The sequence below is a fragment of the Nostoc sp. JL33 genome, from assembly GCF_017114985.1.
In the GTDB taxonomy this organism is placed as follows: Bacteria; Cyanobacteriota; Cyanobacteriia; order Cyanobacteriales; family Nostocaceae; genus Nostoc.
The window spans coordinates 22,190-36,570 of record NZ_JABXKP010000007.1; the positions used below are offsets into that span (position 1 = coordinate 22,190).

The window sequence follows — 14,381 nt, forward strand, 5'->3', positions numbered from 1 at the left end:
TGAAACTTTGCCAAATCATTAAAATCTTTTAAAAAGTAAAAATAGATTCTTGTAGAACTTACGCATTGACAAACAAGATCAAATATGAATGGACTACTTTGCTACAAATGAATCGACTGTAGGGGCGTACATCTGTCATTTGTGTAAACTTAAGGTAAAAGCCAGTCCATAACAAGCTTTTAAGATTGTCTCTTTCTCTCTGTGTCGCGCCAGTTGCTTCTCCCAAGGGGAGACGCTGCGCGAACAAGTCGGGCATTGCCCGCCCAACGCACTGGCTTCTCTGTGCCTCTGTGGTTAAATAAAAGACTTTTTAACCGCCCAAACGCAAAGAGCGCAGAGAGAAAAAAGAGATTTTACAAGTCACCTTGAAAGGGCTAAACACCAAACCTATTGAGTTCTAAGGCACTTCAATGGGAATCAAAGCATTTTCTGGCAAATAGTTGCAAAAACGCCCTTCATCTGCAAGCACCAAAATCAGGCGTAGCGAATAATCTGGCGGAACTTGCAAGTCTGCCCACGGTACTGCCAACTCTAAACAATTATTTAAAGCTACTTGAGCGCGACTGAAACGGGGATGCCATTGATAATTGTCTCCAGCTTCCCGAAACTGAATCGATTGCGTCAGCAAGTTAATTTCTAAAAGATGGTGGAAATGGTAATTAAGTGGGGCTGCATCTGGTATATCTGCCAAGGGAACTGGGCTATTGACCATTGTTTTTTCTGGATAAAACCACAGCAAATTCAACTCTGCTGGCAAATCCTGCCCTGGTGCAGCGCCACTCTTAAAGTCCAGCCGCAAATAGAAATTCAGGTGATCCACCCCATACCAAAGTCGCTGGATGACACTGCTATTGTGCATCGTCCCTCGCGCCCCGCCGATTTCTATGCGTCCAGCTTTATCCCAATCTTGTTCATCACCTTTACCATCGATGACGGGATGAATAAATCCTTGTGGGGCGTGGTTTGTCTGTGCTTCGTGGATTTCCACTGCTTGCTTGAGATAGGGCGGTACAGGTTCATTTAATGCCTTGTAAATGCCAAACAAATGTTCTCGAAACAATCGGTCAAAGATGGCATCTTGATTTGAGGAGTGCCCTGCACCAAACCACCAGAACCAGTCAGAACCCTCTGCGGCATACAAAGCTTCCCACGCTTCGGGGTTGTTTTCTTCCGTCGCTTCCGGATGACTTGCGAGCATTTTCCTGGCTTCTGTCAGATAATCCCAAGCACGATTTTTGGCGGGATCGCCGATCCAGGTGGTGAAACTGCCATCCACCCAAGAACCACTATGTAGTTGCTCTCCGGGAATGGTGGCTGTGGCTGGAAATTCTTCGAGAAATTCGGAGACAGTGACGAGTTTCAGGTGGGGTTCGTCGCTCAAACTTTGATACAAAGCTTCTAGGAAGGGTTTGCCGTCTTGGGGATAAAATTCCCAGCAATTTTCTCCATCCAAGGCGATGGTAACTAGCCAAGGCTGTTCGCTTTGACTATCTCTTTGCATTCTAGCGATCGCCTGCAAATGTCCCACTAAGTCTGCTGCTGCCTGTTTTGCTGGCATCGTACTGTAGGTAAAGCCAATCAAATCTGATAATCTGTGGTCACGAAACACAATTGACAAGTCACCCTCTGCTGTTTGCAGGCGATACGGTTGGTACAGCAGTTGTGGTTGCTCCACATTCCCCGCCCCATCCCGATGGAAAAAGTGTTTCAGCGTCCACCCTAAGACGGCTTCATCTGAGCATATCCACTTAAATCCTTGGTTAATAATGTGTGGAAGTACCGCCGGACTTACTGACTGTTCCGAAGGCCACAAACCACGAGGTATCTGTCCAAAGCGGTCTTTATAAAAGTTCCAAGCTTTCCGCAAGTGGCGGGGAATATCTTCTGCCCACTGAAAGCGCTGCTGGGGTAGTGTCATATTGGGCACAGCTACCCGACCAGAGTTAGTATCAGCTAGCAAGGGTAAAATCGGGTGAGTGTAAGGCGTGGTGGTAACTTCTAGCTGCCCCGCCTCCTGCATCTTCCGGTGTTGGGGGATAATCCGGCTGAGGATTTCTCGCTGTTTGGAATAAATGCGCTGGCGATCGCTTAAAGTAAAATTCCGACCCTGTTTTAACCAAGCAGCAATTTCTGGGTCATCCCAAAACAACGGATCGATCCAAGCCAAATTGTGCCAAGCTAACAAATCACCATAATCTGGCAATTCCCAATTTGCTAAACACCAAGCTTGCCCCTTATCCTGCCTTTGCTGGTACAACTCGCCATAGCGGGGATGGGGGTCAATCAGGGTGTGGTGATTGGCATCAAAAAAGTGTTGGATAATAAATTCGCGCTGTTCCTGGGTGAGTTGTTCATCTGGTGTCAAGCTGGCTGTGAGGTAAGGGTCAAAAGCAGTGCCAGCAATATAATCTTCGAGTTGCAATATCAGCGATGGAACTAAATTCACCGTTTGGTGTAACTTAGGATACCGCTCTAAGAGCAATACCAAATCCAAATAATCTTTAGTCCCATGCAAACGTACCCAAGGAAGCCGGTACTGCTGACTAGAAGATAGTGAATCGCCGCTTCCAGGGGATTTGTACAGCGGCTGATGTTGATGCCAGATAAAAGCGATGTAGAGAGGATGGGACATAGGAATGAGTTAGGAGTTAAGAATGAGGAGTTAGGAGTTGATCCAAAACTCATAACTCCTAACTCCTAACTTCTAACTTTTACACCACTTGCTCAATTTCTGCAATTTCGGGAATCATTTCCTTGAGGCGGCGTTCAATACCCATTCTCAGGGTCATTGCAGAACTGGGACAAGAACCACAAGCACCTTGCAACCGCAGTTTTACAACAGGCCCATCGAGTTCTACGAGTTCCACATTGCCGCCATCAGACATGAGATAAGGGCGCATTTCATCTAAGACTGTTTCAACGTTGTCAATTGTCAGTTCCATAGTTTTAGACCTGCTAAGTTAATGATGGGCATTGGGAATGGGGCATTGGGAATGGGGCATGGGGCATTGGGCATTGAATAATAATGATCCCTGTGCCAGATGCGCGGTTACTCATTAACCATTATCCAAACTTTTATTTTCCAGCTTTGTCAAATCGATCCTAAATCTAATTGCCCCTAAATTGTCAGGTGTCAGTTTTTAATGACTTTTGACTAAACCACTGCTGGTTTTAGCAACTTGATATTAGATTAGCTGAAACATTGTTTTCGTGTGACCCTCCTACTTTACTCTAGCCTTTAGGTTCTGCTTTGCAGTCTGGCGCAAGGCAGGATTTAATCGTCCTAAGTACACTTTTAGGTCAAAAGGGGTTAACTGATTTTGGATTTTGGATTTTGGATTGAAAGAAACCACAACGGTACGGGGTTTGAGGATTTTAGATTTTGGATTTTGGATTCGTTTCACCCACAAGGGGGAACGACTGCGGTGGACGGGTTAAGAGGCATAAAGGAGCCAGCCGCTCAAGTGGCATTGAGGCATGAACCAAAAAAAAATCTCAAATTGGCAATCTAAAATCTAAAATTGCTAGTCAAAAATCTATTTTTCGTAAATTGAGTAGAGCAAAGCGAAAGACAACATTTAGGCGTTTGTGGCGTTTTGTTTTTCAACCAATCTTTAATTGTAATACAATTTTGGTGGCTATGGACGGAAATCTTGCCAATTTCCAATTTAGTTATTAAATAATAATTGCTCAAAAAACTTAAAGTTTAAAACTCAAAACCCAAAATTGCCAAGTATCCTGACTCTGCCAATTTTCGATTTGGAATTGAAGGAAAAATCTAAAATCTAAAATCCAAAATTGAACGACTCAGCACTCAGCACTCTTTATTGAGTCGCTATCATTAGATGAAACCATAACTGGTTGTTGATATAGTGGCACTGTAAATGTGACTGTTGAGCCAAGTCCTTCGCCCAGACTATAAAAATGTACTTCGCCGCCCATTGCCTCCACTAGCTTCTGGGATATTGCCAGTCCTAAACCTGTACCACCGTACTGGCGAGTGCGCGAGCCATCCACCTGAGAGAATAATTGAAACAGTTTATCTTGTTTGTCCAAAGAAACACCGATGCCAGTGTCCGCCACACGTACTCTCACCATGCCAGGAAATTCCTGACCTTGAAAATTCGGCTTCGCTTTTTTGAGTACTAAATCGGCGCTGACAGTGATGCCGCCCTCATGGGTAAATTTGATCGCATTACCTACCAAGTTGAGCATAACTTGTAGCAACCGTTGGTAGTTGCTTTGGACAATGATTTCATCGGAGATAGCAGGCATTTGCATCCGAAAGCTGAGGTTTCTTATTTCTGCTTGGGGACGCATGAAACTTTCTACAGCACTGAATAGCTCATCTAGCTTGACTGGAGCGTAAACTAGCTCCATTTTACCGGCTTCGATTTTGGCAATGTCCAAAATATCGTTGATGATATTTAGCAGATGTATCGATAAGTGGTGAGCTTCTGCCAAAAATTGGTTTTGTTCTTCTGGGTCATCTGCCATGCCTTCTAAAATCAGCTTCAAAAAGCCAATCATGCCGTTGAGGGGGGTACGAATTTCATGGGATACATTAGCCAGAAACTCACTTTTGAGGCGGGAAGCTTCTTCGGCTTTTTGACGCGCTGCTTCTAATTCTTTATATAAAGTAGCATGTGCGATCGCAGTTCCCAATTGATCTGCTGCTTCTTTTGCCAGTTCTAATTCCGATTCTGTTAATGTGTAGCATTCATCCTGCCAATTCAAGGCAACCAATCCATTGGCTTGGTCTTGATAGCAAGTCGCAATCACCAAAGTTTTCTGCCGCCCAGATGTGTATCCAGCCACTTCCATCACAACTGGTTCTAGGGTTGCCAACACCTGAGCAAAGGCAGGCTCAGAAGCTATATCTATTTCTGAGCCAAGCATTGATTTGAGTTCTGGCTGACGATACTCAGCCTTCACCTCCACTTTTGAGCTAGAGGGCTGATAAGGACAAATAATGCAGCGCTCTAGCCGCAGTGCTTTCCCCAAACTGTCAACTGTTTGCTGCCAAATAATATCTAAATCCAATGTCCGCCGAATATTTCTGGTAATCCGATTTATCAGTTTTTGGTGTTGCTGTGAACGTAAGGCCAACTCTATTTGTGTGGGCGTTTTTGATGCCACACGCACTTGTTTTTTGTTGACTGTCGCTTGCACTAACCGTCCCATCACTAAAACTGTAGTGGCAGCCGTTCCCAAACTCGGCATAATCGGACTAATCACTAAGTCCAACTCAAATAATTCCTGGTGATAGCTAAACCAACACTGAAACCTTTCTGGCACCAAACTTATCAAAATTCGGTGCAATCGTTCCAAATAAGTAACCTTATCCACCGGGGCAAAAGTTTGGGTTTGGTTCAACTCGTCAACTATTTTTTCGGTATTTAACCCCAGGAGTTCGCTGTGCTGCCAACAAAAGGTCAGATAGCGCCCTGCCCCATCTTGCGTATATACCAACTCGGCTCCTAGAGTTGGTAATGAGCCATCAGTCTTACTGGTAATAGATTCCAGTTTTTGGGAAAATACATTTGGCAATTGGGAATTGGCAGTAATAGTCATTAATTGAGTTGGATAAGCAAAGGGTATCCGACCGTAATTTTACTAAAGCTGCTCAAATTTTGGCATAAATTTTTACAGCTTTTTCGTTTTTTATTGAATATTTCTTGGTGTTTTGAAATGCAGATTGGCAAACTTTACTTTTTTAACTTGCATTCACATCTGACTGATGGCGTCAATCGTTCCATTCACCGCGAGGAGGAACGGGAGTACGCACAGGCGTGCGCGTCAGTTCATCATCTCTGAGGATTTCACCCCGCAACCACTGGCGAAGCGCCACCTCAATCACTTTACTTGGGTCATTAGTGAGATGCTGAATTTGCTCTAGTAAGTCGGAGTCTAGGCGGACAGCAATTTCTACCTTTTCGGCTCGTCTGTTTTCCGCTTCGGTAGTTTTCTCTTGCATATTCATAGGTTTATATACTCTGAATTGGTTTTGTCTAAAGCTTTGTGAAGTAGCTATATTTATCATTTGGGCTAATTCACTGAAAAACCTTCAAGGGCACAATTACATAGTTCCCCAAAATAGCACCAAAGTAACAGCTTTAAGTTTCAAATCGCATTTTTCATCTAACTGACTAAACAATGGCTCTAGAAGTTTTGTCCGTAAATCAGTGATTATGAGTAATTACGGGTCGCAATTGCCCATGATCCCTACATGATCCCTACATGTACTTATTTACATTTATTGTACGCTCCTAGCTGATCAATTCCAGCAGCGACAAATAGACTTTCATAATATTCTTAAAAGTCCACCTATTTAGATCGAAACTTAAAGATGGGGTGAAGAGCGGCATTGGGTATTGGCCAAACAGGCCATTCGGCATTGGGGAAATAATAACTTCTCACTCCTGTACAGACGCGATTAATCGCGTCTCTACTCCTAACTCCCCACTCCCCACTCCCCACTCCCCACTCCGCATTAAAAGCTAGCAGCGTCTTGGCTAATAAAGCATTAAAATACATTAAGTAAATTGCTCTTTTAACTTTGGTTGCTGCTTAGGCAAAAATAGTATATGACTGACGTTCCCGCAGTTCGCATTCGCAATTTTTGTATTATTGCTCACATCGACCACGGGAAATCAACCCTCGCCGATCGCTTGCTGCAAGCTACTGGCACTGTTGAAGACCGGCAGATGAAGGAACAGTTTCTCGACAATATGGATCTAGAACGGGAGCGCGGCATTACAATTAAGCTGCAAGCTGCCCGGATGAACTACACAGCTAAGGATGGTCAGCAGTATGTGCTGAATTTAATTGATACTCCGGGACATGTGGATTTTTCTTATGAAGTCTCCCGCTCTCTTGTTGCTTGTGAAGGAGCGCTATTGGTAGTAGATGCGTCCCAAGGTGTAGAGGCGCAAACTTTAGCAAATGTATATTTAGCGTTAGAGAGTAACCTGGAAATTATCCCGGTTTTGAATAAAATCGATTTGCCTGGGGCTGAACCAGAACGGGTAATTGGCGAAATTGAAGAAATTATCGGTCTAGATTGCAGTGGGGCGATTCTGGCCTCTGCTAAAGAAGGAATTGGTATTGATGAGATTTTAGAAGCAGTTGTTGAGCGGATACCGCCACCGCCCAATACGATAAATGAACGCTTACGAGCGTTAATATTTGATAGCTATTACGACAGCTACCGGGGAGTAATTGTGTATTTCCGGGTGATGGATGGCACCGTGAGAAAAGGCGATCGCATCCATTTAATGGCATCCGGTAAAGAATTTGAAATTGATGAGTTAGGTGTGCTTTCTCCGACGCAAAAGCAAGTTGAAGAACTGCACGCTGGGGAAGTAGGCTATTTGGGAGCGTCAATTAAAGCTGTAGCTGATGCACGGGTAGGAGATACAATTACCCTAAGTAAGGCGAAAGCAGAGTCAGCCTTACCAGGTTATGCAGAAGCGAAGCCGATGGTTTATTGTGGGATGTTCCCCATTGATGCTGATCAATTTGAAGACTTGCGGGAAGCCCTGGAAAAGCTCGAACTCAACGACGCAGCGCTGCACTACGAACCAGAAACTTCTAGCGCGATGGGGTTTGGTTTCCGTTGCGGGTTCTTGGGTTTGCTGCACATGGAAATTGTCCAAGAACGTCTAGAGCGAGAGTATAACCTAGATTTAATCATTACAGCCCCCTCGGTGGTTTATAAGGTGATCACCCTCAAAGGTGAGGAACTGTACATCGATAATCCTAGCCGTTTACCTTCTCCCAACGATCGCGAAAAAATTGAAGAACCCTACGTCCAAGTAGAGATGATTACGCCGGAAACCTACGTCGGCGCTTTAATGGAGTTGTCACAAAATCGTCGTGGCATCTTTAAAGATATGAAATATCTCGCCCAAGGAAGAACTACACTTACGTATGAGCTACCCTTGGCGGAAGTGGTGACTGACTTTTTTGATCAGATGAAGTCGCGATCGCGCGGTTATGCCAGCATGGAATATCACCTCATCGGCTACCGTGAAAATCCTCTGGTGAAGCTGGATATCATGATTAACGGCGATCCCGTGGATTCCTTGGCGATGATTGTGCATCGGGATAAAGCTTACAACGTCGGGCGGGCAATGGCAGAAAAACTCAAGGAACTAATTCCCCGCCATCAATTTAAAGTGCCAATTCAAGCGTCTATTGGCAGTAAAGTTATTGCCAGCGAACACATTCCCGCCTTGCGGAAAGATGTGCTAGCCAAGTGCTACGGTGGTGACATCAGTCGGAAGAAGAAACTCTTACAGAAGCAAGCAAAAGGTAAAAAGCGGATGAAATCTGTCGGTACTGTGGACGTACCCCAGGAAGCGTTTATGGCAGTACTGCGCTTGGATCAAAGCTAATTTAAAAGTGCTTAATCCTCAGACACAATTGGCTGCTTGCAGCGACATCTCAAAGGAGAAAAAACATCAAAATTTAACCCTCCAGCCTAGTCTGGGGGCGGGGTTATTTCATTGTCATCTAGTCCGCCTCAGAATTAATTCTGAGGCTAATAGCACTTATTCGTCTAAAGACGACTAAGAAAAGGTTGTAGTCCGTTAAAACGGACTTTAGCTATTAGCCCTGAACTTCAGTTCTGGGCGGTTTTTGTCTAGAACGAAATAGCCCTAGTCTGGGGGGTTAGGTTTTAATTACCGATAAATGAATTAACTCTTCTTGAAACCCTGTGGACAAGGGGTTTTTTCTTTTTTCCCCTTGTCCCCTTCGGTCAAAGGAGCTACGAAAAGAAGATGATTCACCCTACTTACAGATGAGAAAAACAGCAGTTATTATGACTCAAGACTGATTATCATAAAAAACCTTGTATATTAGCACAGGAAACAACGTATCAGAATCCTAACAGAGGAATAAAACATGCTGGAATTATTGGGTTCAGGTTTGATGTCGCTTTGGCTGGAAATGGCCGGGGTACAAATCAAGCCTCTAGATGCCTTAGATGCTTTAACTTGGCAAAGTAGCCCTGGCTTGGTTCTTGCCCCTGATCCCAATCCAGCTGGGGCGACTACGGTGCAGGAATATCTGAAAAAGCTCATAACATCAAAAGTGGTGCCGCCAAATCTGGCCCAGAGTCAGGGAATTTGGATGCAGTCAGGGCCGATGCTGATGGCAAATCACCAAGGTACGACACCTCTGCCGGCTGCTTCTTTAACTAAAATTGCCACTACATTAGTTGCTTTGAAAACTTGGGGGCCAGATTACCAATTTGATACTTTGATGAGTGTCACTGGGCCAGTGGTAAATGGAGTTGTGCAGGGCGATTTGGTGATTACAGGCCGTGGCGATCCTTTATTTGTTTGGGAAGAAGCGATCGCTCTTGGTAATACTCTCAATAAAATGGGCATCAAGCAGGTAAAGGGAAATTTGATCATTAATGGCAGTTTTGCCATGAATTTCCAACGTCAGCCGATGCTGGCGGGTCTGATGCTTAAACAAACACTAAATCGTGCGACTTGGGGCCGCCCCGCTATTTACACCTACTCAATTATGCCCAAGGGAACACCTAAGCCTCAAGTTGTGATTGCTGGTGGGGTGAAAGTTGAGGCACAACCAAATCCTCAAGAAACTTTGTTACTGCGTCATCGCTCGTTGCCCTTGAAGCAATTAATCAAGGAGATGAACGTTTACAGTAACAACGATATGGCACAGATGCTGGCAGACTCACTAGGGGGAGCAACTGTGGTGCAATCAACCGCCGCCAGCCTTGCTAGGGTGCCACAACAGGAAATTCAGTTAATCAATGGTTCTGGACTCGGCCCGGAAAATCGCATTTCCCCCAGGGCTATCTGTGCCATGCTAATGGCGATTCAAATTGAGGCATCTACCCATCAACTAAATGTAGCTGACTTGTTCCTCATGTCTGGATTTGATCACCGGGGGACACTGCACGCCAGACACATTCCCCTTGCGACTGTGATCAAAACTGGCACTCTCCGGGATGTGAGCGCTTTAGCCGGAGTGATGCCCACACGCGATCGCGGTTTGGTTTGGTTTGCTATTATCAACCGGGGGACAAATGTCTGGGGTTTGCGGACTGGACAAGATCAACTATTGCAAAGTGTTATCAAACAATTACAAGTATCTCCAACCGTTCCTGCTGCCATCACTCCCCACTCAGTGATCAACTCTTTACCCCAGCTAGGCGCAAATAGTCGGAATGAAATCTTGTTCAAAAGTTAGTTTATCTTGGTAAAAATAACTATATATAGATTTGTCACGACTAAGCAACAATTAGGCTTATAAGAATGTTGGCTGTGATTATGCGATTTCCCAAAATATCCCGATCTCTACGTCAACTCACTAGTCATGTGTTAGCGATCGCGCTCGGAGTTGTGCTAATGGTTAGTACATTGCAGGTGTTGCCCTCCCAAGCCGAACCAGCACCCACGGTAACTGTTGATACTTCAAAACTAATTGTCCAACGCCAATCACCAGCCACTGCTGCGATCAGTAGCACTAGTTTTGTCACAGCAGCAGTGAATCGTGTGGGGACAGCAGTTGTCCGAATTGATACTGAGCGGACAATTACTCGTCGCGTTGATCCATTTTCGGAAGACCCCTTTTTCCGCCGGTTTTTTGGTGACGGTTTTTCCCAACAGATGCCTCCTGAGCAGCAATTACGCGGTTTAGGATCAGGTTTCATTATTGACAAGAGCGGCTTAGTTATGACTAATGCTCATGTGGTCGATAAAGCTGATAAAGTAACAGTCCGGCTCAAAGATGGTCGCACCTTTGAAGGGAAAGTTCAAGGTATTGATGAAGTCACAGATTTGGCAGTAGTCAAGATTAACGCTGGTAACGATTTACCAGTCGCGCCCTTGGGTTCTTCCAGTAATGTACAAGTAGGAGACTGGGCGATCGCAGTTGGTAATCCTTTGGGATTTGATAACACCGTTACCTTGGGAATTGTTAGTACTCTCAAACGTTCTAGCGCCCAAGTCGGCATTAGTGACAAACGCTTGGATTTTATTCAGACAGACGCCGCGATTAATCCTGGTAACTCTGGCGGGCCACTATTAAATGGCCAAGGTGAAGTGATTGGGATTAACACAGCCATTCGTCCTGATGCGATGGGTATTGGGTTTGCGATTCCTATTGATAAAGCTAAAGCGATCGCCGCGCAACTGCAACGTGATGGTAAAGTTGCTCACCCGTATCTAGGCGTGCAAATGCTAACTTTGACACCCGATCTTGCCAAGCAAAATAACACCGATCCCAATTCTCCTATTCAAATACCAGAAATTAATGGTGTTTTTGTAATGCGAGTTGTTCCCAATTCTCCAGCTGCATCTGCGGGTATCCGGCGCGGGGATGTAATTCTTCAAGTTGATGGTAAAGCTATTACCAGTGCTGAACAATTGCAGAACGTTGTAGAAGACAGTCGGCTTGGTCAAGTATTACAGGTGAAAGTGCAACGGGGTAATCAGACACAGCAGCTTTCAATCCGCACAGCTGAGTTGCAAAATGCTTCGTAGAAGCAATGCAGCCGATTTTAATAGTGTGGAATAGGGAACTTCCAAAAAAATATCCAATTATTTATTGTGGGGTGGGCGTCTCGCCCGCCCAGTAAGCAAAGGTGGGCAAGATGCCCACCCCACAATTAGTAGTAATTTATTTCTTGGAAATATCTAGTAAAAGTCTCATTTCTCTGGTTCGTTTAAAGACTGGCGTAATGCTGCAATAACATCTTGGGCTGACTGATGCCGAAATTTACCTGTATGGAAATCAGCTAGGGTTTGTTGCAATACAGTTCAGTTAAGAAATTTTTTCCTTCTCTCTCTTCTCTCTCTTCTCTCTCTGTGTTGCGCCAGTTGCTTCTCCCTACAGCCCTGCGGGCATCCTACGGCAGGCGCTAGCCTCTCCCTTTGGGAGAAGGGGAGACGCGCAATTTCCAAGTCTCTTAACCGCAAGGGCGCACTGGCTTCTCTGCGCCTCTGCGGTTCGTAAAGAAAATGACTTTGACAAATCCTAGCCTTAACCCAAGCGTATTGGGGTTTGTTGGGCATCCGCCGCTATTTCTGCACGACGATTTTCGCGGTGGCGGTTTTGGAGAATCTTGATCAGCATTTCTTGCTGTTCTGAGGAAAGTTGCAAAGCGTCTTCCAGCACTTGATCGAGAGTACTCATGATCGAATTAGACTATCAACTGCTCTTAGAAACTTGATCGTGTTTAAGTCACTTACCAACCGCTAATACTAAACCCTCATGGGCTAGTATTGCTTGAGGAAAAGCAGATTTAACATCAACTTGAACCTGGTCAAGAAAATCATCATGGTCATCTGGGTGATGATGAGAAATGGCTAGCCGTTTGACACCACCATTGAGACCTGCATTCACCGCAGCTTGCCAGAGTAAATCAGCAGAGTCATGGTTGTGAGATGTCGGGGGAGTGTAAGTGGCATTGGCAATTAGCAAGTCAACGCCTTTAATAAACTGTAAAATCCGCTCTCGCTCCACTTGATCGGCATTCTGGTGCAAATCTGTGACATAAGCAACACTATACTCTTGCCAACTAACTCGATAGCCAACTGAGCGCTGAGTTTGATTGATTAATGCAGTTGTAATGGTGACATCATCTAGCTTTACCTCACTGTCTGGAGTCAGATTGTAAAACTGCAATTCCGACTGCATTACCTGTAAAGGGTAAGGAAAGTGTGGCTGGAGCATCTGATCGTACAGACATTGTTTGATTGAGGCTCCATTTGAGGCAGCTGTGCCGTAAATGTGAAAACAATTTTCCCCAATAAATGCAGGAGCGAAAAAGGGAAACCCTTGAATCCGATTTGATTGGCAGTTGGTAAAAAATAAATGCGCTTCTAGTCGCTGTTGTACTTGTTGCCAAGTTTTACCCAGTATGCGTAAGCCAGTACCGCCATCAAAAATCAAGCGTTTCCCAGCTACATGCATTTCTACACAAGCGGTATTACCACCATAACGATTGGTGTTGCTAGTTGGAGTGGGAATCAAACCTCTTACACCCCAGAATTGCACGAGAAATTCACTTGCTGGACTACTTGGCATGGTAGCTGACTTTTCTCTTATGTAGCTCTGGGAACCCGACAACTCAAAATTTGACATTTTCTTTGAAATTAGACCTTACTGAGCAGGTCATCGTAGCGCCGTACTTCCAACAGCCTGTTTTTTTCGTCCACAATGACTACCGTCGGAGAGTAACTTTTTAACTCTTCTGGAGTGAACTGCCCGTAAGTCATTATAATCAAGCGATCGCCAATAATGCCTAGACGTGCCGCACCCCCATTTAACTCAATTATTCCTGAATGGGCTGGAGCCGGGATCGCATAAGTAATAAAGCGCTGACCATTAGCATTATTAACTACTTGCACCTGCTCATAGGGTAAGATACCAGCTTTTTCCAAAAGCATTTCATCAATGCTGATACTACCCACATAGTTGATATTTGCCCCCGTGAGGGTGCAGTTATGAATTTTTGCCAAAAGGAGAGTGCGCTGCATTTGCGTTTAGGTTGGTGACAGATTTTGCGATCCGTAACAAGCGAAAGTTATTAAAGTTAGGAGCGAGGATTGATAAGTGAGGAGTGAGGGTGAGGAGTTAGGAATAAAAATTCATAACTCTTTATAACTCTTAACTCCTAACTTATAACTCTTAACTCCTAACTCCTCTATTATCCTCTATAAGCTTTGACGGATTTTTCTACTAAAGCTGCAACCTTGTCCACATCTTGCCAACCAAGAATTTCAGTCACCTTTTTTTCCAAATTTTTATAACTACGGAAAAATTCGGCAATTTCATCTAAGCGGTGTGGCGCTAAGTCATTCAGAGATTTGACCTGAGTGTAGCGCGGATCTTTGTCAGGAACACAAAGGATTTTTTCATCGCGATCGCCACCGTCAATCATCTCCAAAAAGCCAATCGGTCGTGCGGCAATAACACAGCCTGGAAAGGTTGGCTCGTCAATTATGACCATACCATCTAGGGGATCGCCATCATCAGCCAAAGTATTGGGTACAAAGCCGTAGTCATAGGGATATTGTACCGAGGAATAAAGTACTCGGTCTAGAGCAAAAGCTTCTAGTTCCTTGTCGTATTCATATTTATTTTTACTTCCGCCAGTAATTTCAATCAGAACGTTGATTAGACCCGGTTTCGGCTGGGCAGGAATACGAGATAAATCCACAAAAAACTCCTCTGATAACAGTGAATCATGGGGGCACTCAGTCAGCTTCGCTCCCCGTGTAGAATTTTAGGGCAATATGGATCTCTTCCCAAAGTATTCATTCCAGGGCATGGGGCATTGGGCATTGCTTATTTCTCCCTCATTTTCCTCATCTCCCCCACTCCCTACTCCC

Annotated in this window: 11 protein-coding genes; 3 read left to right on the forward strand and 8 right to left on the reverse strand. The window is 44.7% G+C overall.

The genetic code is table 11. The features are described 5' to 3' along the window. Window positions 1–397: 397 nt before the first annotated feature. The 4 genes from HWQ23_RS00290 to HWQ23_RS00305 form a co-directional block, all read right to left on the reverse strand. On the reverse strand, window positions 398–2,632 hold the full coding sequence (locus tag HWQ23_RS00290; RefSeq protein ID WP_292822785.1) for a glycoside hydrolase family 57 protein: 2,235 nt from the start codon (window positions 2,630–2,632) through the stop codon (window positions 398–400). A gap of 79 nt (window positions 2,633–2,711) precedes the next feature. Further along, window positions 2,712–2,942, reverse strand: coding sequence for a NifU family protein (locus HWQ23_RS00295; protein WP_012408256.1), 231 nt, complete (start codon window positions 2,940–2,942; stop codon window positions 2,712–2,714). Window positions 2,943–3,807: 865 nt separating this feature from the next. Continuing rightward, window positions 3,808–5,574, reverse strand: a complete 1,767-nt coding sequence (locus HWQ23_RS00300) for a sensor histidine kinase (protein ID WP_292822786.1) — start codon at window positions 5,572–5,574, stop codon at window positions 3,808–3,810. A 172-nt stretch (window positions 5,575–5,746) separates the two neighbouring features. Further along, a complete protein-coding gene (locus HWQ23_RS00305) occupies window positions 5,747–5,983 on the reverse strand; it encodes a hypothetical protein (protein WP_292822787.1) in 237 nt (78 codons plus the stop codon). Between the two features lie 604 nt (window positions 5,984–6,587). On the opposite strand from HWQ23_RS00305, the gene lepA reads away from it, so the two are divergent. From lepA to HWQ23_RS00320, 3 genes are all read left to right on the forward strand, one after another. Further along, complete coding sequence (lepA, locus tag HWQ23_RS00310; protein WP_292822788.1) at window positions 6,588–8,399, forward strand: translation elongation factor 4; 1,812 nt, start codon at window positions 6,588–6,590, stop codon at window positions 8,397–8,399. Window positions 8,400–8,910: 511 nt separating this feature from the next. Further along, the gene (locus tag HWQ23_RS00315; RefSeq protein WP_292822789.1) at window positions 8,911–10,233 is read left to right on the forward strand and encodes a D-alanyl-D-alanine carboxypeptidase; all 1,323 of its coding nucleotides are present in this window, start codon (window positions 8,911–8,913) and stop codon (window positions 10,231–10,233) included. Between the two features lie 80 nt (window positions 10,234–10,313). Further along, window positions 10,314–11,528, forward strand: a complete 1,215-nt coding sequence (locus HWQ23_RS00320; RefSeq protein ID WP_292822920.1) for an HhoA/HhoB/HtrA family serine endopeptidase — start codon at window positions 10,314–10,316, stop codon at window positions 11,526–11,528. A 499-nt stretch (window positions 11,529–12,027) separates the two neighbouring features. Here HWQ23_RS00320 and HWQ23_RS00325 read toward each other — a convergent pair whose 3' ends face one another. The 4 genes from HWQ23_RS00325 to HWQ23_RS00340 form a co-directional block, all read right to left on the reverse strand. Next, window positions 12,028–12,180: a hypothetical protein gene (locus HWQ23_RS00325; RefSeq protein WP_292822790.1), complete on the reverse strand. Its 153-nt coding sequence runs from the start codon at window positions 12,178–12,180 to the stop codon at window positions 12,028–12,030. 48 nt (window positions 12,181–12,228) lie between these two features. Further along, window positions 12,229–13,131 carry an MBL fold metallo-hydrolase gene (locus HWQ23_RS00330; protein WP_292822791.1) on the reverse strand — a complete coding sequence of 301 codons (903 nt, stop codon included), beginning with the start codon at window positions 13,129–13,131 and terminating at the stop codon, window positions 12,229–12,231. Window positions 13,132–13,142: 11 nt separating this feature from the next. After that, window positions 13,143–13,526, reverse strand: a complete 384-nt coding sequence (gene panD, locus HWQ23_RS00335; protein WP_181932051.1) for an aspartate 1-decarboxylase — start codon at window positions 13,524–13,526, stop codon at window positions 13,143–13,145. A 170-nt stretch (window positions 13,527–13,696) separates the two neighbouring features. Then, complete coding sequence (locus tag HWQ23_RS00340; protein WP_292822792.1) at window positions 13,697–14,209, reverse strand: inorganic diphosphatase; 513 nt, start codon at window positions 14,207–14,209, stop codon at window positions 13,697–13,699. Window positions 14,210–14,381: the final 172 nt, after the last annotated feature.

What these genes read in the sequence shown, in the direction of transcription:
- HWQ23_RS00290 (WP_292822785.1), bottom strand. Translation starts at nt 2,632, where the DNA reads ATGTCCCATCCTCTCTACATCGCTTTTATCTGGCATCAACATCAGCCG.
- HWQ23_RS00295 (WP_012408256.1), bottom strand. Translation starts at nt 2,942, where the DNA reads ATGGAACTGACAATTGACAACGTTGAAACAGTCTTAGATGAAATGCGC.
- HWQ23_RS00300 (WP_292822786.1), bottom strand. Translation starts at nt 5,574, where the DNA reads ATGACTATTACTGCCAATTCCCAATTGCCAAATGTATTTTCCCAAAAA.
- HWQ23_RS00305 (WP_292822787.1), bottom strand. Translation starts at nt 5,983, where the DNA reads ATGAATATGCAAGAGAAAACTACCGAAGCGGAAAACAGACGAGCCGAA.
- lepA (WP_292822788.1), top strand. Translation starts at nt 6,588, where the DNA reads ATGACTGACGTTCCCGCAGTTCGCATTCGCAATTTTTGTATTATTGCT.
- HWQ23_RS00315 (WP_292822789.1), top strand. Translation starts at nt 8,911, where the DNA reads ATGCTGGAATTATTGGGTTCAGGTTTGATGTCGCTTTGGCTGGAAATG.
- HWQ23_RS00320 (WP_292822920.1), top strand. Translation starts at nt 10,314, where the DNA reads ATGCGATTTCCCAAAATATCCCGATCTCTACGTCAACTCACTAGTCAT.
- HWQ23_RS00325 (WP_292822790.1), bottom strand. Translation starts at nt 12,180, where the DNA reads ATGAGTACTCTCGATCAAGTGCTGGAAGACGCTTTGCAACTTTCCTCA.
- HWQ23_RS00330 (WP_292822791.1), bottom strand. Translation starts at nt 13,131, where the DNA reads ATGTCAAATTTTGAGTTGTCGGGTTCCCAGAGCTACATAAGAGAAAAG.
- panD (WP_181932051.1), bottom strand. Translation starts at nt 13,526, where the DNA reads ATGCAGCGCACTCTCCTTTTGGCAAAAATTCATAACTGCACCCTCACG.